Genomic DNA, 22,971 nt, shown 5'->3' with positions numbered 1-22,971 from the left:
GGTTACAATACTTTGAAACACCAAAGCATTGTAGATCCGAGGGTTATTGGATGAAAGGAGAATATCACATGAAACAAATGCGTATAGGGACATTAGTGAGAGCCGAGGATGCCATAAATGTACTTCCACAGATTATTCCCTACGGGTTCGAATCCTTTGCTCTGACATTCGGACAGTCTACGAAGGGCGAGAATTTATCCGAATTATCCAAACAACTAAAAGAGATTATAGCGGAGAAGGATATTGTGATATCCAGTATTGGGGTATTTGGGAATCCCTTAACAGGTGCGGGTGATCATGTAGACACGTTAGCGAGCTGGGAGCAGCTTATTGATCATGCTCATGAATTCGGAACGGATGTTATTGCAGGATTTACGGGCCGATTGCCTGGAGCAATCGATAGTTCCATTCATAAATTCGCAGAAGTGTTCGAAGAATTAAGTAAACGTGCGGAGGATCGTGGCGTTCGCTTGGCTTTTGAGAACTGCTCTAAGGGTGGAAATTGGCAGGATGGTGATTGGAATATTGCGCATCATCCTGCAGCTTGGGAAATGATGTTCAACGCAGTTCCATCCGATAATATAGGGCTTCAATGGGAACCCTGTCATCAAATGCTTGCATTAATCGACCCTATTCCTCAGCTGCGCAAATGGGTGAACAAGATCTTTAATGTACATGGTAAAGATGCAACGATTGCTTGGGATGTCATACGTGAGTATGGGATTGACGGTCCTAAGGAATATGTATGGCACCGCACCCCTGGTTTTGGAGATACGAACTGGACTGATATTATATCCATTCTTCGTCAAGGTGGATACAACGGAACTATAGATATCGAAGGATGGCATGATCCCGTATATCGGGATGATTGGGAAATGACCGGACAAGTACACGCATTGAATTACTTGAAGCAGTGTCGTGGAGGTACGTTTGTTCCGAATCCTTCGTGATGGCATTAGATAATTTGAATAAGCTGTCGCTATTTCAGCGACAGCTTATTATTTTGTTGCGAGATAACCATTCTATATTTGTCTACAAGTTAGGCTCATTCATGCTCTGAGCGAGAGTTTTTCTACCAATCAAATAATCAATGGAAACTTGAAGTATATCGGCCAGTTTTGTAAGGGTTTCAAAGTCTGGTTTTCTCCGGCTTTGCTCATAATGGGACAAGGCACCTCGACTAATCCCAATGAGCGTAGACAACTCTTCTTGTGTCCATCCTTTCTGTTCGCGCAGTTCTGCAATTCGATTCCCAATCTTCATACATCTTCCTCCCTAAGCTCGCAACCAAAAAGAAGTAAATAGACAATATAATGATACCGAATGTACCTTTATCAAATTATAATTCGATACATTATGTATCATTATAACGTCAAATCTTCTATATGTACATCTTAGTTCGAGATAAAACTTAAAAAGGTCTTAAAAATGGAGCGTTTCTTTAATGGTTAGAGAAGGTCTAATATACACGATGAATAATATCCTCAAACAAAGGTTCATCCATATGAATATCCTCGATTTCTCCCCAATGGCTCATAACCTTTAGAATATCCATTGCTTTCAGCTTCATTCGGTTAGCTTCTATGATGACGGAATGATCGTGGATCTCCTTTATTCGAATCGTTTCAGTCTCTGACAGCAATAATGTAGCGGGTAACTGGGAATGATCGGGTATAGGAACACTAAAATTACCATTGAATGTGATTTGAAATAAAGTAGGTAGTCCAATCTTGTCTCGGAGGCGTTGAATGGTTCCATCATAGCTTAACTCACCGTGGTTAATAACCATCACTCGTTCACAAAGCTGCTCAATATCATCCATATCGTGGGTGGTGAGTAGAATGGTTTTACCAAAATCCTTATTTATGGTCTTCAGAAATGTTCGAATATTACGTTTAGCGGTGACATCTAAACCAATGGTAGGTTCATCTAGAAAAAGAATATCTGGATCATGTAGCATGGATGCTGCGAGATCCGCACGCATTCGTTGGCCAAGTGATAATTTGCGGACAGGTGTCATCCAGAATTCATGTAAATCAAGTAATTCAGATAGTTCATCTAGGCGTTTTGCTGCATCCTTCGGATCAACTTTGTACATGTGCGCTAGAATATCGTAGGAATCCTTCACGGGCAAATCCCACCATAACTGACTACGTTGCCCGAATACGACGCCCAAATTTTTCGCGACGGTTCGTCGATCTTTGTGCGGATTAATACCATGTATCAGGACTTCTCCGGAAGTTGGATGAAGAATACCAGTCAGCATTTTGATCGTAGTTGATTTACCAGCTCCGTTTGGACCAATGTAACCAATAAAGTCACCTTGATGAATGGTGAAACTGACGCCTTTGACCGCCTCCTTTGTACGATATTCTTTGGAGAATAAGGTACGCAATCCAGAGAAACGGCCTTCTTTTACAACGGGGGTACGGAAATGTTTACATATATTTGTCACTTCAATTATAGGCGTATGATATAGCATAGTCCTCTCCTTTTTAACTACCTGTACTTTGGTATTTCGATAATCCAAACTTCCAGAATCGTAAGCTACAGGCTAGACTAAATAATGCCGCTACAGCAACACCGAACAGAACCCAGGAACCCCATTGCCCACGTAAAATAAAGAGAGCAGGGATGTAGTTTACAAGACCCACCGGAATGATGATGAGAAGGATCGATTGTAACCAAGTTGGATAAAGAACTAAGGGGTATCTAGCGGCAGTATGTGAAGCATCTTCGGTTAACGTCTGTAATTCAGATATACGTGTAATCCAGAAACCTACCGTCGCTGTTGCTAGTCCAATTGAGAATAAGATGATGGCACCTGTTCCAATCGTGATAAGAGTATAGGGAATTGCGATCCATGTGATTTGACCTGAATGGATCATGCCATTCATAGCCCAACAAAGGATGAACCCACCTTGGAGAAGTTCACCGAGCATAAGTCTGAAATTCTGAGACATCAAAGCTAACAATATGGGGATTGGACGGGTTAACAGTTGATCTAATTCACCGCTAACTAAGTAATTCTCAAGGTGATGAACGTCGTTCGCAAGCGTCCGATATAACGTTTTGGAGAGCGTCATCGCACCGAATAGATAACCAACTTCATATAGAGACCATCCCTTGATATTACCGAATTTATATAGAACGATAGCAATCATTAGAAATTCAGCGATCTGAATCACTGCAGCAAGAATGGATGCTAACATAAAGTTGAGCTTGTACTGCATGCGGCTTCGAATAGACGATTTAATTAGGATGCTATATATCTTTAACCAGTCAGGATACCTCATCCGCCTTGCACCTCTACTTTCTTGCGCAGAACCTTGGTGAAGGCTAGACAGAGCAGTGTCAGTAGAATACACCATAGAATTGAGCCAAAGAGTAAGAAGCCATTCTCAAAACCAAGATAAATACGGGTTGGAACATACAATAGGAAGGGATATGGTGAGATCCAAGCGATTGCTTGTAGCCATTCAGGTAGCCACTCTATAGGAATAAAGAAGCCAGCAAGGAGATTAATCATGGCGTGATTGGCCCAGTAGAGCCAACTTGATTCAGTAGTCCAAAGTGCGGTTGCTCCGATAAGATAGTTCATACAGATTGATACGTAAGCAGCGCATAATAAGGCTAAAAAGGAATACATAAGAGTCGATCCTTGATGAGGTAGCCGAAGAGAAAACAGCAGAATATACATCACATAAATAGGGATGGACTTAAACAGGAATTGATAGGCGATTTGACCCCACTCGCGACACATCAGATGTGTGAATAAGTGAATCGGGCGCATGAGATCTAGTGAAATCTGACCGGTACGCACTGATTGTGGGATGCCTAGACCATTTGTTGTAAATCCAGAGACCCAGAGGGATGCTTGAGTAAAAGCAATATAGCCGACCATGCCATGTACCCCATATTCTCCTAACGAGCGATCCTGACCTATGCCGATCCAGACATAGGCGTAAATATAGCCAAACAGCATACTAGCCACATTATGTAGCATGTGTGCACCACGGTATTGAAGATTCCGTGAATAAGCCTTTGAAGCCAAAGTGAAATAAAGCATGCAACACCTCCGATAAGTTTAGTGTGACGATGAGATTCGTCAACTTCAGTCAAGGCGAAATGAGAGAAGGAATTCATCATACCAAAATATGGTTATTGAGGCAAGGATAATTTTAGTGGATACGTACGAGGGAAGATGTCACTACAGACAAAGGAGACCACTGAAAAAAGTCCATACACATTGTGTAGGAGGTCGCTACGATAACGAACTGTCCTTACGATCGTTGTTGCTCTCAGATTTCTTGATTATATAACCTCAATAGCGGTTGAACAACCATCTCTTATTCTAAGTCCATACATAGCCATTTACGATATCGTCGTCCCTAAAGATAATATGCTACGTCAGATAAATGACCTCATTGACTCTTCTTTTGTTCAACAAGAATTACAAAATAAATATTGCCTCGATAATGGTCGCAATGCAGTTCCTCCTATTCGTATGTTCAAATATTTACTATTGAAATCAATCTGACATGCAAATGCAAGGTGCCATGGCAATATTTTCTGTCTGTTAATCTCAAGCGAATCATTACACTCATAAAAGAATCAAAGTGAAAAAAATAAAAAGAAAGGCGATGTGGCGTTTGAATATGAACGGAAAATCGCCTTTTTGATTTTAAACATGTCTTCAACAAATGAAAAACTTACGTTTTTCAGTGGCCTCCAGACAAAGAGGGATAACCTCTAGATAGTGGAGTCTAGAGGTTATCCCATTGCAAAGCGAACGTAAGATCAAATTATTACGAAAGATGATAATAAATATGCACTAAATCCTGCTGAGCCATAAATATTATAGGAAAAATGTTAATAAGCTCCTCGGATGTGGGCTTCTACATGCTGGTCATAGAATGAACGCAGTCGATCCAATTCCTCAGGCGTATATGATGCAACATCAACGGTACCAAGATTGTCTTCTACCTGTTGGACATTTTTGAAGCCAGGAATAACACATGTCACATTCGGATTCTCAAGGATCCAACGCATCGAAGCACGTGCCATATCCACTCGGCCCTCCGCGATCCATGCTAACTCTCTAGCAAGTTCTACGCCTTTGGAGAAAGGTAATCCCCCGAAGGTCTCACCAACATTGAATTGTTCACCATTGGCATTAAAGTTACGATGGTCATCTGTAGCAAATGTACTGTTCTCATTGAATTTACCTGTAAGTAGTCCGCTTGCCAGAGGTAATCTGACTAGAATTCCTACGCCCGCAGCATGTGCCTTCGGAAATAGCTCATTAGCTGGCTTTTGGCGAAGGAGGTTAAATATGACTTGAAGTGCTTTTAGACCCGGAACGTCCAAGCAGAATAATCCCTCCTCGATCGTCTCTACACTGACGCCGAAATGACGGATCTTTCCTTCCTGTTGTAACTTCTCTAGTACTTCAAAGACTCGACCATCCTTCAGAATGGCAAGTGGCGGACAGTGTATCTGATACAAATCAATTCTTTCACGTTGCAATCGCTTTAGACTATTCTCACAATACTGACGAATGGCTTCTTCTGAGTAATTGGCGGGGTCCTGAATATCACCTGCACGGCAAAATTTCGTAGCAATATGTACAGTATCTTCTTTACCTTTCGTGGCTGTAGCTAGTAACTCCTCTGCATGCCCCGAACCGTAAACATCTGCCGTGTCAAAGAAATTAACACCTTCATCCATAGCATGTTGAAGACCGGCAATAGCTTCTTGATCATTAGAATTTCCCCAATCTCCTCCAATAGCCCACGTTCCAAAGCTAACCTCACTAACCTTCAGTTCAGTATTGCCTAGTATACGATATTTCATATATTCTCCTCCTCAATAACTATAGTTCGATCTATCTATCAACATTAAACAATAATGAAATCGTTTGCAAGTATGTTAATTGTTGCTTCGTCCAATCGACATTGTTGAACTTAAGATGGGTGATGAAGGAATTATCGTACAGATGAAGCGATTGGGCTGAATTTTGCAGAGATATACAGAAGAAAAGGAAATTATCATCTCGCTTGTAATCCTATAAACTTGTGAGAAAAGGAGACATTATTCTAGTCCATGCAGTACGTTCCCTTTACGAAGCTTTTAACGGTAATAGCAGGTTTTCCTGCATAGAAATCATCATGGTACCAAGCCACCACAGCAATTTCGGCTTGCTTATCGTTTTGAATGAATATGAAATCGAAATGAAGAAAGATTCTCTAATCCATGGTTAAGAATGTTATCTTTCTTTGATTCTTATAATCTACTGGACTGATCCCGACTCGGCTTTTGAATACGCGACTGAAATAATATTGATTTGTATAACCAATTTTGATCGCTAGATCACCAATTTTAATGTTATGCATGGAGTCATCCATAATTTCCTTTGCTTTCGAGATGCGAAGCTCCGTCAGGTATTCCAGAAAAGATGCTCCAACCTCATGTTTCATTCGCTTACTCAAATACGTAGAGTTGATGTGAAATAAGGCTGCTACATTAGGTACCGACAGTTGTGGATCATTGTAATGCTGGTTAATATAATCTATTATCTTCTCCATTATCGGAGAGAGTTCAGGGGATTGTAGTATCGGCGGGTGCTGCGCAATATCCTTTTCTTGTTCAATGACCACATCAGGATGAAGGTCGTGCAAGTGGTTGCATATCTTTGCCAGCAAAAGATTGAGATCACTCTTGGGCACGGGCTTCAACAAATAATCATAAGCATGCAATTGAACAGCTCTTCGTGCATATTCGAAATGATCGTATCCGCTTATAATCACTACCACCATGTGAGGATATCGATTCTTCACGAATTGGACTAGATCGAGGCCTTTCATTCCCGGCATATTAATATCCGCAAATAATACATCCGGTGTAGATTGTTCAATTAGAGATAGAGCCTCGTCCGCGTTTCTTGCTTCTGCTGATGCTTCAAAAGGTAGCCGGCTTTCTTGAATAAATTGGCTTAATCCTTTACGAATAATCTTCTCATCATCCATGATCAGGACTTTCCACATCTTCGTCACCTCCAAGCGGTAAGTTTAACGTCATACGCGTGATTCCTTTTCCACTGCTTATCTGTAAACCGTAGAGATCGCCATAAGCCAACTTAATGCGTTTATTCACACTGTATAGACCGAAACCAATCTCACCATTTCTATCTTTTCCGTTATGCAACATTTCCTGAAGCGATGCCAATCTTGATTCTGGGATATCAACTCCGTTATTCTCAACGGTGACTAACAATTGACCTTCTTGTTCATATGCGTTGATCGAAATTTTACTTTTTTGGTCAGTTAGCCTTTTGATTCCGTGATAGATGGCATTTTCAACGAGCGGTTGAAGTATGAAGCGAATGATATGCTGTTGTTCTAAATGTTCATCATAGCGCAGTTCGTACTCTAGAATATCCTCATATCGAACACATTGAATGTTCATGTAGCTCTCGACATGTTGAAACTCTTTTTCCAATATTACAGATTGACTGCCACAACCCAGCCCAAGCCGGAAATAGGTACCTAGAGATTCAACGATTTCCACGACATCATTTGCTTCATGACTCGCAGCCATCCATTGAATGGTATCCAGTGTATTATATAAAAAATGTGGCTTAATCCTTTCGTGAATCATTTGTAGCTCCATTTCTTTCTTCTCTTGCTGAGATTGATACAGCTTAATAAGCATTTGATTGAAGCCACGCCCCAACTCACCAATCTCATCGTGGCGTTGATCGTTGGATCGCACGCTCCAATCCCCAATCTCTACTTGTCTCATCAATTGACGTAATGCATGTAATGGCTTAACTATGGAGGAGCCTAGTAATATAACAAGAATCAAAAAGAAAACTCCAACTACGATTCCGACCATAAGGGCCGACCGCTGAGTCTTTATGATACCTTGGGAGAGTTGGGATTCCGGTACTTGAAAGATGAGTCTCCAACCTGGAACAGCAGCGATAGAAGCTGTAAAGGTGGACAGTGGTTCTCCGGAATACTCTGACTCTGATTGGGACTGTAAAGATTTTGAATTCACAATAAGTGATCCACGTCCGTCATAAACCATAATCTCTTGTGCGATTTCTTTCATTTTATCGATGGGAACTGCGGCTGAAATGTAAGCAACATCTTGATTTAAAAGCGGTTTAACGCGATATAGGATTACGACGATATCTGCTTCATTGGCCGCCTTAGAAGTAATTACGTTGCTAACAATGTAGGGGGCATCCGAAGAGATAAGTTCTGTATAATAGTCTCGGTTTAAGATGGAGAAGGACTTGCTATCTGACGTCCAGGATACGCCATTGTGATTTACGATCCGAATAGACTCGTAATCATGACTACGTCGTTGTTCTAGCTTGCGACTTTCGAGTAATAGTTCATCCCGAGTCCATTGGTGATCCGCCGCGAGGGTCGCGAGCATTTCGATTTCTCCGGTCCTCTGCTGAAACCAATAGGATATTTGTTCGCTCCGGGCATTGACGATCTGCTGGGTTAGGGATTCGTTGAGCGGCACGACCGTTCGTTCCATTTCCAAGCAAATGGTACCCAATAACGCCAGAAATAATAAGAGAAAGCATCCTCCAGTATAATACGTAATTTTTCGTTGTATAGATTTCATCCCTTTATTACAGCATATTGGCACCCAATGTGAAGTGAGAAGAATCACTTGTCCGAAATGGATAAGAAAAGCCGAAATGTGTAAATACATTTGGCAAGGTATATCCTAAAATCATATTTGTACTATTTTTCACAATGTATAACGTTCAATATAAACAGGATTAGGGGAGAAGTTATGAGAAGACACACTGGGAGAATATGTTCAATTATGATGGTGCTGGTGCTTGTATTCACGATGGTCGCTTGTGGATCAAAGAATGCATCAGATGATACGACTACTGCTATTGGAGTTGGTAATGGAAAGCATGGTGACATTAAAGTGGAGGTAACCTTTGTAAATGGAGGAATTACCGAAGTGAAGGTGCTAGAGCAGAAGGAGAACAAAGTTCTGTCAGAACCTGTATACACCCAATTGAAAGAAAATGTGATGCAGTCAAATAGTGTTGAAGTCGACGTGATCAGTGGATCTAGTGAGACAAGTAAGGGGTATTTAGATGCGATTGCGGATGCAATTGCTAAATCTGGCATTGTGTTAGCGACAGGTAGCACAGCAACAGGTGCTAAGGAGCTTGGTGAGTCTGAACAAACCTATGATGTCGTTATTATCGGTGCAGGCGGTGCTGGGTTAAGTGCAGCACTAGAAGCGGGAGAGGCCGGAAAAAGTGTCGTTGTCTTGGAAAAAATGCCAACCATTGGCGGTAATACACTGATCTCCGGTGGGGAGATGAATGCCCCCAATAACTGGGTTCAACAAGCGCTCGGTATTACCGATGATAGTGTTGAATTATTTTATGAGGATACAATGAAGGGTGGCGATAACCTGGGCCAACCCGAGATTGTGAGGATTCTGTCCGAGAAAGCGCTTGGATCAGCTGAATGGTTACATGATGTGGTAAAAGTTGAGTTCTTACCGGATCAATTATTCCAGTTCGGGGGACATTCGCGCAAACGTGCACTTATCCCTGTCGGTCACACGGGAACGGAAATGATTACCAAACTTAAAACCAAGGCGGATGAGCTAGGAATTGCGATCAAGACGAACATGAAGGCGGAGCAATTGCTGACGGATGAGAGTGGTAAAGTAGATGGAGTCATAGCAACAACTAACGATCAAAAGATAACCTTTCATGCAAATAAAGGCGTTATTATAGCGACAGGTGGATTTGGTTCTAATATAGAGATGCGTAAAAAATATAATCCGGAAATGGATGAAACCTATATGTCTACAGACACGCCAGGGACGACTGGAGACGGAATTATTATGGCTCAGAAAATCAATGCAGATATTACGAATATGGAGAATATTCAAACTTATCCAGTCTGTAATCCCATCACAGGTGTAATTTCACTTGTGGCTGATTCCCGGTTCGATGGCGCGATACTGATTAACCAAGGTGGAAAGCGGTTCGTGGAAGAATTGGAACGACGCGATGTGATTTCGCAGGCCATTCTGGCACAAGAAGGTCGCTACGCTTACCAATTCTGGAATCAGCAGATTGCTGATATCGGAAAAACGATTGAAGTGCATCAAGATGAGTATGAACAATTAATCAAGGATGGTCTACTCTACAAGGCAGATACCATTGAGGACGCAGCAAAATTCTTCGATGTAGATGTAAAGACGCTACAGGAGACTGTGAGCAAGGTTAATGAGTATGCGAAGACGGGTAAAGATCTTGATTACAATCATCGCGGTGGGCTCATTTCACTAGAAAGCGGTCCTTATTATATTCAAAAAGCAATTCCTTCGGTTCATCATACGATGGGTGGATTGGTCATTGATACGAAGGCCCATGTTCTGACGAAAGAAGGGACTGTTATTCCTGGGCTATTCGCCGCTGGAGAAGTTACTGGTGTGGTTCACGGGGGTAACCGATTAGGTGGAAATGCCATATCTGACATTGTTACTTTTGGCCGAATTGCGGGTCAAGAGGTCGCAAAGTAAATAAAATATAGCGTCATTTATTTGAAAATGGACTGGGTAAGGGAATTTCCTTATCCAGTCCATTTGTGTGTGTTCTCCTGTTGCTACAGAGAGCACATAAGAAATAGTAGCTGCTTCGAGGAATATCTAGTATTAGAGGTGCAACTTTATAGATCCTTTATAAATGGGAGACAACCATTTCACACCTTGTGGTGTTAACGTATCTGCAAGTAAATGAGAAAGATAACTAGTGGTCGCTACAGCCATTAAGCCTTTAACTTGTAGTTGCTGTTCCATGCCATAACTGATGATTCCCCATATACATACTGCCCACACGGTGTGGGTCATTCCTCGATGTCTCAACCATGGTGCCCATGCAATAAATAGGCCAAGACCGATTAACCACATCATATCAAAATACCAACCACCATACATGATTAAACCACCGATCAGACTGACCAGAGCATTACGAATCAATCCCTCTTTGGTAATGAAGCCAAATAGTAAAGCAATTAAACACACGATAGAATACTCCGGATAAAATGACTGTTCAGATAGAAATAAAAAGGTTAGCACGGATACGGATATGACACCGCCCCAGACAAGGAGTTGACGAAGTTGTTTGGAGACTTTGCCAATTCTCGAGCTTAGAATACTGGGTCCATCAAGATCTGCACTCAAAGCTGAAAAAGCCGATACTGCAATATAAATAGCTGCATTCTGGACCGTAAATGGATAATACATGGCGGCAGCAACACCGATAACTGTTCCAATAGCAAGATGTGTGGTACCTTTCATAGAACCTCCTGTGACTGACAAAATTGAATTGAAATCTGAGATGCAAACGTATGTTTGCTGTATTATTATACACACAGATCCTATATAGAAACAAGATCATTTCTAAAGAGAATCCATTCATTTCAGAAAGCTAGATGATTCTTTATTAGGATGTGCAACCTTCCAAGTATTGTAAGCGTCTTTTAAGAAAGCGCGTCTGACTCTGAATCACAGATTTAAGAAGATCTAGATCGAAATTGGTAGCGCAAATTGAAGGGAAGCGGGAGGAAAAAAACACATGCGTAAACGGGGGTTTATTTGCATTCTGTTATTATCTATGTTATTAAGTGGCTGTGGTTCTGCATCTAATTCAGATCGTGCAGGGAATTCAAACGATACTGTAGAGCAGACGGAATTTAAAGCAGACAGTAGTACGGAAGCAGCTCCAGCAAACTCACAAGTCACTGCTAAGGATGTAGCTGTAGAATCTGCCTCTCTGGCAGAGAAAGTATCCGAATCCGAAGTAGTGACAGGCCAACAGACGGGTACAACATCTACACCTGCGGTACCTGTTGATCAACTAGCTGGGTTTAATAGTAGTGCTTCAACGGCAGAGGCACTGAACAAGAAACTCATATATACCGCTAATCTAGTGATGCAGGTCAAGGACTACGCAACGACACAGTCAGAAGTGAGAAATTTGGTCTCCCTCTCGGGGGGATATATTGTAGAATTTACAGAGAATCAGTCTACACAAGAGGTCGGAGGCTCCTTTATACTTAAAGTGCCAGCGAATGGATTTGCATCGTTATTAAATAATATAGAGAAATTAACACATGAGTCGCTACAACAAAGTATCAAAGGTCAAGATGTATCAGAGGAATATGTAGATCTGGAATCTCGTCTGAAAGTAAAGGAACTCATGGAGACGCAGTATACAGAGTTTATGAAAAAAGCAACAAAGACAACTGAATTGGTAACTTTCGCGAATGAGTTAGGTGCAATCCAAGAGGATATTGAACAAATCAAGGGGAGAATGCGATACATTAACAAAAACGTATCGTACTCTACGATAGAAATTCGATTGTATCAACCGGAAGGTAAGGTCGACCCAGCCATAGTGAAAGAGGAGAAGGAACCGCTATTGGAACGCGCGAACGATGCTCTTAAGGGAACGATAGATGTGCTTACACTCTTGTTCCAGTGGTTAGTTGTTATTCTGTTTGGTGCTTTACCTGTCTTACTGGTAGGGATTGTTGTGTGGATAGCTATATGGTTGACACGTAGAAATAGAGTTCAGAAGCAACCGAAGCATGAGGGTGATTCTCAGGACCCGTCTGATGATCTAAAGTGATCACTATTAATCTAATATAAGCTATACAGCATGAAAAAGAGGCCCATTAATGAAATGGGCCTCTTCATTATTTATTTAGAACTTGAAAATGTGAATGGTTCTTTGGAGTTGGAAAACAGCATTGTTCATCGCTTCAGCTTCATCAGCAACGGCTTGAATTGAAGACATCTGATCATTCATGGTTGCAGATACCTGCTGTGTTCCGGCAGCCGATTGTTCGGTAATTGCTGAGATATTCTGAATGGAATAAGAAATCTTATGAGCACTTTCCAACATCATGTCGCTCTCATTGGAAAAGGAAGCGATCTGTTCGGAAATATATTGAACACTTTGGACAATTTGTGTAAAAATTTGTTCTGCTTCATGAATCATTTCATTCTGCTGACGTACGACTTCTTCGTTAATATTTATATGTTCAATAGCTTGTTGTACATCTTGTTCTATACTTCTTACTAGGCTGAATACACCTTGGGTAGAAGAAGCTGACTCTTCGGCTAACTTACGAACTTCTTGAGCGACAACGGCAAATCCTCTACCGTGTTCACCGGCCCGTGCTGCTTCAATGGAAGCGTTCAATGATAATAGATTTGTTTGTTCTGCTAAATCGGAAATGGACTTGGTAATCGTAGTGATCCGCTTTGCGTTTCTGGAAAGTGCATCAATGGTATTGGCCACCTGTTGAGTAGCATGAATATTCTTCTTCATACCTTCAGATTGTTGAGCAACAGAATGACGACCACTTTCTACAAGGTGTAACGTATGTATTGAACGTTCATTCATAGATTTGGTTGAATTCGTATAATTACTTACCTTTTCTTCGATATCTTGAATGGATTCTGTCATACCTGCGATATCTTGTGATATTTCATTGGAACCAATGGCCAGTTCATTTGATGAATGTGCTACTTGTGTCATAGCTAGTTTAAGATCTTGATTCTTATCGGTTATACCTCGACTAGTTGCCATAACTTGTTTCGTAATACCAGATGCTTCATTGAGTATTTTTGTGAGTTTATCAATCATACTGTTGAAGGACTGATTTAATTTAATCATAGAACCTGTTTCGTTAGCTCGTTCCCGGAAGTCACCTTGGGCAATACGTGAAGTAACCATAGAGATCTCATCGAAAGATGATGAAAGCGTTCTCTCAATAAAAAGAGCTAGAGGATAAGTGAGAGCTAGCAATACTATGAGTAGTATAATCCCAATGAGTATTTCTCCAATCACAATAAAAGTTGCAAGGACAGGAAGTGAAAATAAGGCCGCAACGAGATAACATCCAATAATAATTTGTCGAGAAAGTGGAAGTTTTAATAACCAAGACATGGTAAGCATCCTCCTATGTATAACTAGTTTTTCATATAATACCATCATATGGGATAAACAGTCTATATAATTAGGTCTATTCCTCTTTAATATAGGATAAAAGACCTGCATCAGTCTATAATATGTTTGTTTTTCTCCGATTTAATATCTATTCAAATACAAACAAATGTAATACAATATAAAAAAACATCATTTAACTTTGGAGGTGATTTGTCCGTGGTATTAAATAAGTGGAATGAAATGAAAGCGGTTAATTTAAATGCAGGGTTAGATGAACTCGTCTATCGCTCGAATATCATCGGAGAAGATCGACAAGTGTGTAATTGGGGTGGTGGTAATACGTCTATGAAGACGATAACCACAGATTTCAGAGGTCGTGAAGTTGAAGTGATGTGGGTGAAGGGGAGTGGTTCAGATCTCGCAACGATGAGAGCACAGAATTTCACGGGATTACGCTTGGATGATATCCGTCCTTTGTTTGAAAAGACAGATATGAGCGATGATGAAATGGTGCAATATTTGACCCATTGTATGCTGGATTCGAAACACCCAAGGGCTTCTATTGAGACATTGCTCCATGCCTTTTTGCCATATCAACATGTCGATCATACACATCCAGACGCTATAATTAGTATATGTTGTTCAGATAACGGGAAAGAAATTGCACGGCAAATCTATGGAGATCGCTTCGTCTGGGTTCCTTACATTCGACCTGGATTTGAATTGTCTCAAATGATTGCGAAAGGTGTATTAGCCAACCCACAGGCTGAATTGGTACTGATGGAGAAACATGGTCTGGTGACTTGGGGAGATACGTCGGAAGCTTGTTATGCCAAAACGATTGAAGTTATTAATGAAGCTGAAGCATACATTGAGAAGCATGTGAACCAAGACAAGATATTTGGTGGACGGGTTACGGAAGCACTTCCTGAAATAGAACGTAAAAATATCATTTCTAAGATTGCACCTCTTATAAGAGGCTTAGTAAGTCGTGAGGAAAAAATGATTCTGACATTCGATGATGCAGAGGACGTGCTGCAATTTGTTAACAGTCTTGACTCTGCTAGATTATCTCAAATCGGTGCAGCGTGTCCCGATCATCTGGTTCATACAAAAGTCGTGCCGCTATTCATCGATTGGTCTCCCAATGAACATGACTTGGAAGGATTAAAAGAGAAATTAATAGAAAGCATCAACAAGTATAGAGATCAATATACATCTTACTTCATACAGAACAAGCATGAAGGTGATGTTATGTTCGACTCCTCACCTAGAGTCATTCTTATTCCCGGACTCGGTATGATGAATACAGGTAAGAGCTGGTCCAATTCAAAAGTGAGTGGTGCTCTATATCACCGAGCTATTGCTGTTATGAGAGGAGCTACAACACTTGGACAATTTGTCTCTCTTAGCGAGAGTGAATCTTACAATGTAGAATACTGGCCTCTTGAATTGTATAAATTATCGCTAGCACCAGCAGAGATGGAATTCTCGCGGAAAGTAGCCTTTATCACAGGGGGAGCGGGTGGAATTGGGAGCGAAACTGCCCGCAGATTAGTATCTGAGGGCGCACATGTTGTACTAGCGGATCTCAATTTGGAAGGTGCGCATAAGGTAGCGGCGGAGATTAACGTGCAATATGGTGAGAACAGAGCCATCGCTGTGCCAATGGATGTAACCAAGGAAGAAGATATTTTGAATGCTTTCGCTGAAGTAGCGTTGGTGTATGGTGGAGTAGATATTATTGTGAACAATGCGGGTCTAGCCACATCGAGTCCATTTGATGAGACAACTTTGAGCGAATGGAATCTTAATATTTCAGTGCTCGGCACGGGGTACTTTTTAGTGGCTCGTGAAGCTTTTAAATTGATGAAAGAGCAGGACATTGGAGGAAGCATGGTATTTGTTGGATCTAAGAATTCGATATATGCTGGCAAAAATGCATCCGCGTATAGTTCAGCTAAGGCACTTGAAGCCCATTTAGCCCGCTGTATCGCAGCGGAAGGTGGGGAATTCGGTATTCGTGTTAATACTATTTTGCCCGATGCCATTCTACAAGGATCAGCTATTTGGAACTCCAACTGGCGTAATGAACGTGCAGCTGCTTATGGGATTGGACCGAATGAGTTAGAAGATTATTATCGTAAACGTACGACGCTATTGGTTAATATTTATCCGAAAGATATCGCAGAAGGAATTGCATTCTTTGCATCATCCCTGTCTGAGAAAACAACGGGATGTATGTTAACGGTGGATGGCGGAGTTCCTGCAGCTTTTACAAGGTAGATTATATCTAGTGAATCAAAGAGAGGAAGGAAGAGTATGATGGACCGCGCGTATGTATTGTTTGAGGAGCAGCAACATGCTAGAGGGATTAACCTTGATCAAGTGAAACGTAAGTTGAAAGCGCTTCGTATAGAGACACCTTCTTGGGGATATGGGGATTCAGGAACACGTTTTAAGGTGTATCCGAAACAGGGTGTTCCTCGAAGTCCTTTTGAAAAGTTGGAGGATGCAGCGCAAGTTCATGCTTTCACCGGGCTTGCTCCTTCGGTTGCTATACATATCCCTTGGGATAAGGTAGACGATTACAGCCAATTGCGAGCTTATGCAGAGGGCTTGGGTCTTAGCATCGGAGCAGTGAACCCGAATCTTTTTCAAGAAGAAGATTACATGCTTGGCAGTGTTACAAATTCCGATGCTAAGATTCGAAGAAAAGCGACAGATCACTTATTAGAGTGTGTTGATATCGCTAAGGAGACAGGGTCGAAAGACATTAGTCTATGGTTCGCAGATGGCACTAACTATCCGGGACAGGGTCATATCCGTAAGCGTAAAGCGTGGATATATGAGGCTTTGTCAGAACTTTATAAGAAATTAACACCTCATATGCGGATGCTCATTGAATATAAATCATTCGAACCTGCCTTCTACCACACCGATCTAGCGGACTGGGGAATGGCATACAATATGGCTATGAAGCTTGGCCCGCAAGCAGAAGTACTGGTAGATACAGGCCATCATGCACAAGGGACAAATATAGAGCACATTGTGGCGTATCTTATTGATGAGAAAAGGTTGGGTGGATTTCATTTTAATAGTCGTAAATATGCAGATGATGATCTGATCGTCGGTTCGGTTAATCCTTATGAGTTATTCCTTATATTCTATCAAATTATTAGCGCGTCAGAGGAGCAAGATGCTGGTATTGTTCAGACTGTGAATAACATCGCATATATGATTGATCAGAGTCACAATATTGAACAGAAGATTCCGGCAATGATTCGTTCAGTACTGAATGTACAGACTCAGTTCGCGAAGGCACTTCTAATCAATCATGATGAAATAGAGGAAGCCCAATCTCGTAATGACGTTCTAGCGGCAGAAGATGCCGTTCGCTCAGCATATGAAATCGACGTAACTCCATTACTTCATGCCATTCGGGAAGAGCAGAGTCTACCATTGAATCCGATGAAGGCTTATATGGAGAGTAGTTATGAACAAGGCATTCAGGTAAGGGGTAAGGGTGGTGCAAGCTGGTGAGAGTGCTAGCTTACGATCTTGGAGCCAGTAGTGGAAGAGCAATGAGTGGCAGTTTGAGTGATACCTTGATCGAAGTTGAGGAAATTCATCGCTTCTCGAATGACCCTGTACAGGTAGGAGAACGACTCCACTGGGATATCTTACGTTTATTCCATGAGATCAAGCAAGGATTGGTGAAGGCGAAACATCAGGGGATTACGATCAAGAGCTTGGCAATTGATTCATGGGCTGTAGATTTCGGGATGATCGGACATCATGGAGAACTTATCAGTAATCCTTACCACTATCGTGATCTCCATACGAATGGAACAATGGAACGACTATTGACTCAGATTTCAGCGAAGGAGATATTTGGACGGACCGGTGTTCAGTTCTTGTCTTTTAATACGCTGTATCAGTTAGTAGCCCTTAAGCAAGCAGGTTCCTCCATTCTAAGAGATGGTAAACACCTGTTAATGATTCCTGATTTACTTCGGTATTTCTTAAGTGGCGAGATCTTCAATGAATTTACCAACGCTACGACTACGCAACTCTATAATCCAGGGATAGGAAAGTGGGACAATGCGCTGATTCAACAACTGGGATTTGAAGAGTCATGGTTCAGCGATGTTGTTCAGCCAGGTACGAATGTGGGGGGGTTACGATCTAGCATACAAGATGAGCTTGGGATGTCCTCGATTCCTATCTTTACTGCGGCTGAACATGATACAGCTTCTGCCGTTGTAGCTGTCCCTACTTTAGAACATTCATTTGCTTATTTAATATGTGGAACATGGTCACTTATGGGTACGGAAGTGCAGGAACCTGTACTAAGTGATACGGCACTTGAGTTGAATTTCACGAATGAAGGGGGCGCTTACGGTACCTATCGATTGTTAAAGAACATTATGGGGCTGTGGATTCTGCAAGAATGCAGAAGGAAATGGGAACAAGAGGGTTATTCTTATTCTTTCCCTGAACTTGTATTGCTCGCACAACAGGAGCCCTCATTCTTGACGATGATTGATCCGGATGATGCACGGTTCTTGTCTCCAGGAGACATGCCTGAACGAATTCGCACATACGCTGTGCAGACGGGTCAGCGTCGTCCAGATGGAATTGGCGCCGTGGTGAGATGCATTTTGGAGAGTCTTGCATTAAAATATCGATATGTATTGGAATTAACGGAACGCTTGTCCGGAAACACTTTTCAGGGACTTCATATGGTTGGAGGCGGCATTCATAATACATTGTTGTGTCAATGGACGGCGAATGCAATAGGGAAGCCAGTATGGGCAGGACCGACCGAAGGAAGTACTATTGGCAATATGGCAGTGCAATGGATTGCTCAGGGGGATCTAAACGATGTATGGGAAGCCCGACGCGTGATCAGAGATTCTTTCCCGATCGCTATTTATGAGCCTGAACAGTCTGATCTATGGGAAGAGGCATATGGTACTTTTCGACAATTAACGCTGACGTGTCCTAAATAAAGTAGTAGAAAGAGGTAAGTTATGCTAGTTGCAGAACGATATGAGAAAATTGTTGGTTTGGTGAATGATAGAGGGAGCATCCGTGTATCGGAACTCAGTGAGTTATGCCGAGTGACAGAGGAGACGATCCGTCGAGATCTTGATCGATTAGAGAAGTCAGGTCGGTTACGTCGTTCTCATGGTGGGGCAGTAAATATCAAGGATCATCACCCCGAGACGCCCTATGGGGAACGAGAGATTATGCATGCTGACGAGAAGAGGAGAATCGCCCAGGAAGCCGTTAATCGAATAGAGCCAAATGATCGAATCCTTCTTGATGCGAGTACTACGGCGTGGTATATGGCTGCCAATCTACCGGATATCCCTCTCACTGTTCTAACTAATTCAATCAAAGTCGTGATGGAGCTGAGCGGTAAAGAAAAGATCCAAGTCATTTCTACAGGTGGATTGCTTGCTCAAAGGTCCCTATCATTTGTAGGTCCGTCGGCTGAGCGTTCACTAGAGGTCTATCATGTGGATAAATGTTTCTTTTCCTGCAAAGGGGTTCATTTAGAACGGGGAATTAGTGAGTCGAATGAATTACAAGCACAGGTGAAACAACGAATGATTAGTATCTCAGATCAAGTCTATCTGATGGCGGATTCTAGTAAGTTCGGATTACAATCGTTCACCCATGTAGTAGATCTTGATGGAGTTAGTGAGATGATTACAGATATGAGATTAGATCGAACACTTCTTCAGCAGTTAAATGAACGTTCTATCCTGGTGACAACCGTTTAATATGATGGATTGACAACACCTGCAGCACATGGCTTGGGAATCCATGATCTATAAAGATCCATAACATCATAAGGGTTCAGCATCTAGATTGATGGCATGAAAGTGAGGTGCGACGATGAAAGTGAGTATGTTTATAACCTGTATAAGTGATGCTGTGTATCCTCGAATAGGGGAAGCTATAGCTCGATTATTAGCGAGATACGGTGTCCTACTTGAATTTCCCTCTATTCAGACATGTTGTGGTCAACCTGCATTCAACAGCGGTTATTGGAAGGAAGCACGTGATTCGGCTAAGACGATTCTTGCGGCTTTTGATGATAGTGATTTCGTTATCGCACCTTCAGGATCGTGTATAGGAATGATTCATCATTATCCTAAGTTATTTGAAGAAGACCCCATACTTCTACAGAAGGCTAGGAGTTTACAGGACAAATCCTATGAGTTTACCCAATTCCTCGTGCAGGTACTAGGGGTTACTGATGTGGGGGCTACTTTCCCGCATAAAGTAACATATCATCCTTCTTGTCATGGGAGTCGGTTGCTCGGCATTAAGGAAGAGCCGATGAGCTTAATGCATCATGTCAAAGGGATGGAGCTCGTTCCCCTACCCTTCGCTGAAGACTGTTGTGGATTCGGAGGAACCTTTGCAGTGAAGATGTCTGAGATATCCGGTGCGATGGTTATGGAGAAAGGTGATCATGTGTTGGAAAGTGAAGCGGAAGTATTAGTCGGCCTTGATATGGCCTGTCTTATGAACATTGCTGGTCATTTACGTTATCGGAATAAACCGATTCGTGTCATGCATTTAGCGGAGTTGCTATATGAAGGGGTGAAGCATGCATGAACAAGGCAGCATCTACAGTCAAAGGGCGTGCTGGACTCGCTTTAAATGACGACTTTCTAAGGAAGGCAGTCAAATTCACAACAGAGCGACTACGGGATGGCAAAAAAAAGGCTTCAGAGGAACAAGGGAACTGGGAAGAGTGGCGGGAACGTGGGCGACAAATTCGCTTACATACGATTGCTCATCTGGATTATTATTTGAATCAATTTGTGAATCAAGCTCGAGCGAATGGGGTTCATGTTCATTTTGCAGATACGGCTGAAGAAGCTGTGAAGATTACGTTAGCGATTGCTGAACACAAACAGGCCGCAAGCGTCGTGAAGTCCAAATCTATGGTGACAGAAGAACTTCATTTGAATCATGCTCTTGAATCCATCGGAGTAGATGTGGTTGAGAGTGATCTTGGTGAATATATTATCCAGTTAGCCGGAGAGACGCCATCACATATCATTATTCCAGCCATTCACAAGAATAGATATCAGATTGCAGACCTATTGTCGAAAGAAGCCGGAGAGACGCTTCTACCGGACACATCCATTCTTGCTGGATTCGTACGGAAGAAATTACGAGAGAAATTTCTTGAAGCAGACATCGGGATGACAGGATGTAACTTCGCTATTGCAGAGACAGGGTCAATCGTATTATTCGAGAATGAAGGCAATGCGCGCATGGTGTCGACCGTTCCTTCAACACAGATTACATTGATGGGGATGGAGCGGATTATTCCGTCATGGAGTGATCTAGAAGTGATGGCAACATTACTCCCACGATCGGCTACGGGGCAGAAATTAACGGTGTATATGTCTGGCATAACGGGGCCACGAAGGAAAGAAGATGCGGATGGACCCGATGAAATGCATATTATTATTCTGGATAATGGACGTTCCTTACAACTGGGTGATCCGGAATTCCAAGAACTACTGAACTGTATTCGTTGTGGGGCGTGCTTAAATGCTTGTCCTGTATACCGTCATATTGGCGGACACGCATATGGCGGGACATACAGTGGTCCAATTGGAGCTGTGTTAACACCTGCCTTAAATAAAAATATTGACCAGTGGGATGACATTGCTAGTGCATCGACCTTATGCGGGGCCTGTTATGAAGCATGTCCAGTTAAAATTCCATTGCATGACATGTTGATCTACTTGCGGAAGCGGAAAGTTGAACGAGGATTTGGAGACACCATGGAATCGATTGGTATGCGTGGATTCGCTGCGGTCATGTCTAACTCAAAGAGATATGAGAACGCTTTAAAAATGGGGAGGATTGCACAAAGACTTGTGGTTCGAAATGGAGAAATCACTTCTAAGTTAGGTCCTCTAAAAGGATGGAACAACTATCGTGTGGCTCCAAGTCTGTCCAAGCAATCGTTCCGTGAGCAATGGGGCACGATGGAGCAAGAAATTCGGCACGGACTACAAGACATGGACCCCACCGTCTCTAGTCGGATGGAAGACATCGCAAGAAATCGGAAAAAGGAAGGGGGAGGAGATGTACATGGCTGAGTCACATCAAGAATGGCTAGCACAGTTGGAATCAGAGTCTCATCTAAAGCAAGAACAATTCATGCAAGGGATAGCAAGAAGATTAGGGCGACCTCGACTCACGACTGCTCCTCCACACCCCTTCCAAGGAGCTCCAGGTTTCTGGAACTCCTTCGAATCTTCTTCAGATGAACGTATTCAACACTTTACGGAGAATTTCACAGCGGCCGGTGGACATGTTCAAAGGTGCAGCGATATGGAAGAAGTGCGTTTCTTTATACAGGAGAAGGTACAACAATTATCTGCACGATCGATCATTCATCAGAATGAGGTTGAGCTGCATAATCTTCAGTTGGAAGAGTTATCGAATGTCGAAGTATTACAATGGAATAGCAGTCCCGATGAACACTGGATATCACGTGCAGCTGAAATGGACATTGGGATTGTTATGGCCGACTACGCAGTGTCACATACGGGTTCCATCGTCATACTCTCCTCCAAGGACAAGGGGAGATCCGTTAGTCTGTTGCCTACCGTACTTATTGCTCTTATTCCGATAGAACGATTAAAGACTCGCTTAGGTGAAGTGTTGATTCATTTCGATGATGCAGGAAGTGATAATCTACCCGCAGGTATTCATTTCATCTCGGGTCCTAGCCGGTCTGCAGATATTGAGAATGATCTTACGATTGGTGTGCATGGGCCTGGTGTTGTATTCGGATTGATCGTGGGATAATGGATCGGAATAGGTACTTTATATAACAATGCCATGAGCGGTCTAGATTAGCTCTCTTGGTATTGTTTTTTGTTTTCTAGCGA

The 22,971-nt window shown here is 42.2% G+C and carries 18 protein-coding genes and 2 pseudogenes; 11 read left to right on the top strand and 9 right to left on the bottom strand.

Annotated features, from left to right (window positions below):
• The first annotated feature begins 68 nt into the window (after nucleotides 1–68).
• Nucleotides 69–950 carry a sugar phosphate isomerase/epimerase family protein gene (locus AC1D7X_RS18755; protein WP_495475901.1) on the top strand — a complete coding sequence of 294 codons (882 nt, stop codon included), beginning with the start codon at nucleotides 69–71 and terminating at the stop codon, nucleotides 948–950.
• A 121-nt stretch (nucleotides 951–1,071) separates the two neighbouring features.
• On the opposite strand, the pseudogene AC1D7X_RS18750 reads toward AC1D7X_RS18755, so the two are convergent.
• From AC1D7X_RS18750 to AC1D7X_RS18735, 4 genes and pseudogenes are all read right to left on the bottom strand, one after another.
• Nucleotides 1,072–1,263, bottom strand: a pseudogene (locus tag AC1D7X_RS18750) (helix-turn-helix domain-containing protein); the annotation flags it as partial.
• A 196-nt stretch (nucleotides 1,264–1,459) separates the two neighbouring features.
• Nucleotides 1,460–2,464: an ABC transporter ATP-binding protein gene (locus AC1D7X_RS18745; RefSeq protein ID WP_495475929.1), complete on the bottom strand. Its 1,005-nt coding sequence runs from the start codon at nucleotides 2,462–2,464 to the stop codon at nucleotides 1,460–1,462.
• A gap of 31 nt (nucleotides 2,465–2,495) precedes the next feature.
• Nucleotides 2,496–3,296, bottom strand: coding sequence for an ABC transporter permease (locus AC1D7X_RS18740; protein WP_495475900.1), 801 nt, complete (start codon nucleotides 3,294–3,296; stop codon nucleotides 2,496–2,498).
• Nucleotides 3,293–4,069: an ABC transporter permease gene (locus AC1D7X_RS18735; protein WP_495475899.1), complete on the bottom strand. Its 777-nt coding sequence runs from the start codon at nucleotides 4,067–4,069 to the stop codon at nucleotides 3,293–3,295. Before AC1D7X_RS18735 ends, AC1D7X_RS18740 begins: the two co-directional genes overlap by 4 nt.
• A gap of 258 nt (nucleotides 4,070–4,327) precedes the next feature.
• Here AC1D7X_RS18735 and AC1D7X_RS18730 point away from each other — a divergent pair.
• Nucleotides 4,328–4,537 (top strand): annotated as a pseudogene (locus AC1D7X_RS18730) (transposase); the annotation flags it as partial.
• Between the two features lie 335 nt (nucleotides 4,538–4,872).
• Here AC1D7X_RS18730 and AC1D7X_RS18725 read toward each other — a convergent pair.
• From AC1D7X_RS18725 to AC1D7X_RS18715, 3 genes are all read right to left on the bottom strand, one after another.
• Nucleotides 4,873–5,856, bottom strand: a complete 984-nt coding sequence (locus tag AC1D7X_RS18725) for an aldo/keto reductase (RefSeq protein ID WP_495475898.1) — start codon at nucleotides 5,854–5,856, stop codon at nucleotides 4,873–4,875.
• A 392-nt stretch (nucleotides 5,857–6,248) separates the two neighbouring features.
• Nucleotides 6,249–7,046, bottom strand: a complete 798-nt coding sequence (locus AC1D7X_RS18720; RefSeq protein WP_495475897.1) for a response regulator transcription factor — start codon at nucleotides 7,044–7,046, stop codon at nucleotides 6,249–6,251.
• Nucleotides 7,021–8,736: a sensor histidine kinase gene (locus AC1D7X_RS18715; protein WP_495475896.1), complete on the bottom strand. Its 1,716-nt coding sequence runs from the start codon at nucleotides 8,734–8,736 to the stop codon at nucleotides 7,021–7,023. Before AC1D7X_RS18715 ends, AC1D7X_RS18720 begins: the two co-directional genes overlap by 26 nt.
• An 84-nt stretch (nucleotides 8,737–8,820) precedes the next feature.
• On the opposite strand from AC1D7X_RS18715, the gene AC1D7X_RS18710 reads away from it, so the two are divergent.
• A complete protein-coding gene (locus tag AC1D7X_RS18710) occupies nucleotides 8,821–10,590 on the top strand; it encodes a flavocytochrome c (protein WP_495455598.1) in 1,770 nt (589 codons plus the stop codon).
• A 132-nt stretch (nucleotides 10,591–10,722) separates the two neighbouring features.
• Here AC1D7X_RS18710 and AC1D7X_RS18705 read toward each other — a convergent pair whose 3' ends face one another.
• Nucleotides 10,723–11,367, bottom strand: coding sequence for a metal-dependent hydrolase (locus tag AC1D7X_RS18705; RefSeq protein WP_495475895.1), 645 nt, complete (start codon nucleotides 11,365–11,367; stop codon nucleotides 10,723–10,725).
• 277 nt (nucleotides 11,368–11,644) lie between these two features.
• On the opposite strand from AC1D7X_RS18705, the gene AC1D7X_RS18700 reads away from it, so the two are divergent.
• The gene (locus AC1D7X_RS18700) at nucleotides 11,645–12,700 is read left to right on the top strand and encodes a DUF4349 domain-containing protein (RefSeq protein WP_495475894.1); all 1,056 of its coding nucleotides are present in this window, start codon (nucleotides 11,645–11,647) and stop codon (nucleotides 12,698–12,700) included.
• A 75-nt stretch (nucleotides 12,701–12,775) separates the two neighbouring features.
• Here the strand turns inward: AC1D7X_RS18700 and AC1D7X_RS18695 are convergent, their stop codons facing one another.
• Complete coding sequence (locus tag AC1D7X_RS18695) at nucleotides 12,776–14,026, bottom strand: methyl-accepting chemotaxis protein (protein ID WP_495455601.1); 1,251 nt, start codon at nucleotides 14,024–14,026, stop codon at nucleotides 12,776–12,778.
• Nucleotides 14,027–14,266: 240 nt separating this feature from the next.
• Between AC1D7X_RS18695 and AC1D7X_RS18690 the strand changes: the two genes are divergently transcribed.
• From AC1D7X_RS18690 to AC1D7X_RS18660, 7 genes are all read left to right on the top strand, one after another.
• Entirely contained in the window at nucleotides 14,267–16,312 is a 2,046-nt protein-coding gene (locus tag AC1D7X_RS18690; RefSeq protein ID WP_495475928.1) for a bifunctional aldolase/short-chain dehydrogenase, read from the top strand.
• Nucleotides 16,313–16,348: 36 nt separating this feature from the next.
• Nucleotides 16,349–17,569: an L-rhamnose isomerase gene (gene rhaI, locus AC1D7X_RS18685; protein WP_495475893.1), complete on the top strand. Its 1,221-nt coding sequence runs from the start codon at nucleotides 16,349–16,351 to the stop codon at nucleotides 17,567–17,569.
• On the top strand, nucleotides 17,566–19,041 hold the full coding sequence (locus AC1D7X_RS18680) for a rhamnulokinase (protein ID WP_495475892.1): 1,476 nt from the start codon (nucleotides 17,566–17,568) through the stop codon (nucleotides 19,039–19,041). The genes rhaI and AC1D7X_RS18680 overlap by 4 nt, the downstream gene beginning before the upstream one ends.
• A gap of 21 nt (nucleotides 19,042–19,062) precedes the next feature.
• Nucleotides 19,063–19,821 (top strand): DeoR/GlpR family DNA-binding transcription regulator, encoded by a 759-nt coding sequence (locus tag AC1D7X_RS18675; RefSeq protein ID WP_495455605.1) that lies wholly within the window; start codon nucleotides 19,063–19,065, stop codon nucleotides 19,819–19,821.
• 115 nt (nucleotides 19,822–19,936) lie between these two features.
• Nucleotides 19,937–20,665 (top strand): (Fe-S)-binding protein, encoded by a 729-nt coding sequence (locus tag AC1D7X_RS18670; protein ID WP_495475891.1) that lies wholly within the window; start codon nucleotides 19,937–19,939, stop codon nucleotides 20,663–20,665.
• Nucleotides 20,662–22,173, top strand: a complete 1,512-nt coding sequence (locus tag AC1D7X_RS18665) for a LutB/LldF family L-lactate oxidation iron-sulfur protein (RefSeq protein WP_495475890.1) — start codon at nucleotides 20,662–20,664, stop codon at nucleotides 22,171–22,173. Before AC1D7X_RS18670 ends, AC1D7X_RS18665 begins: the two co-directional genes overlap by 4 nt.
• On the top strand, nucleotides 22,166–22,888 hold the full coding sequence (locus AC1D7X_RS18660) for a LutC/YkgG family protein (protein ID WP_495475889.1): 723 nt from the start codon (nucleotides 22,166–22,168) through the stop codon (nucleotides 22,886–22,888). Before AC1D7X_RS18665 ends, AC1D7X_RS18660 begins: the two co-directional genes overlap by 8 nt.
• The last annotated feature ends 83 nt before the right edge of the window (nucleotides 22,889–22,971 follow it).

This window comes from Paenibacillus sp. Y568, from assembly GCF_059445545.1.
This window is presented reverse-complemented; position numbering and strand designations above follow the sequence as displayed.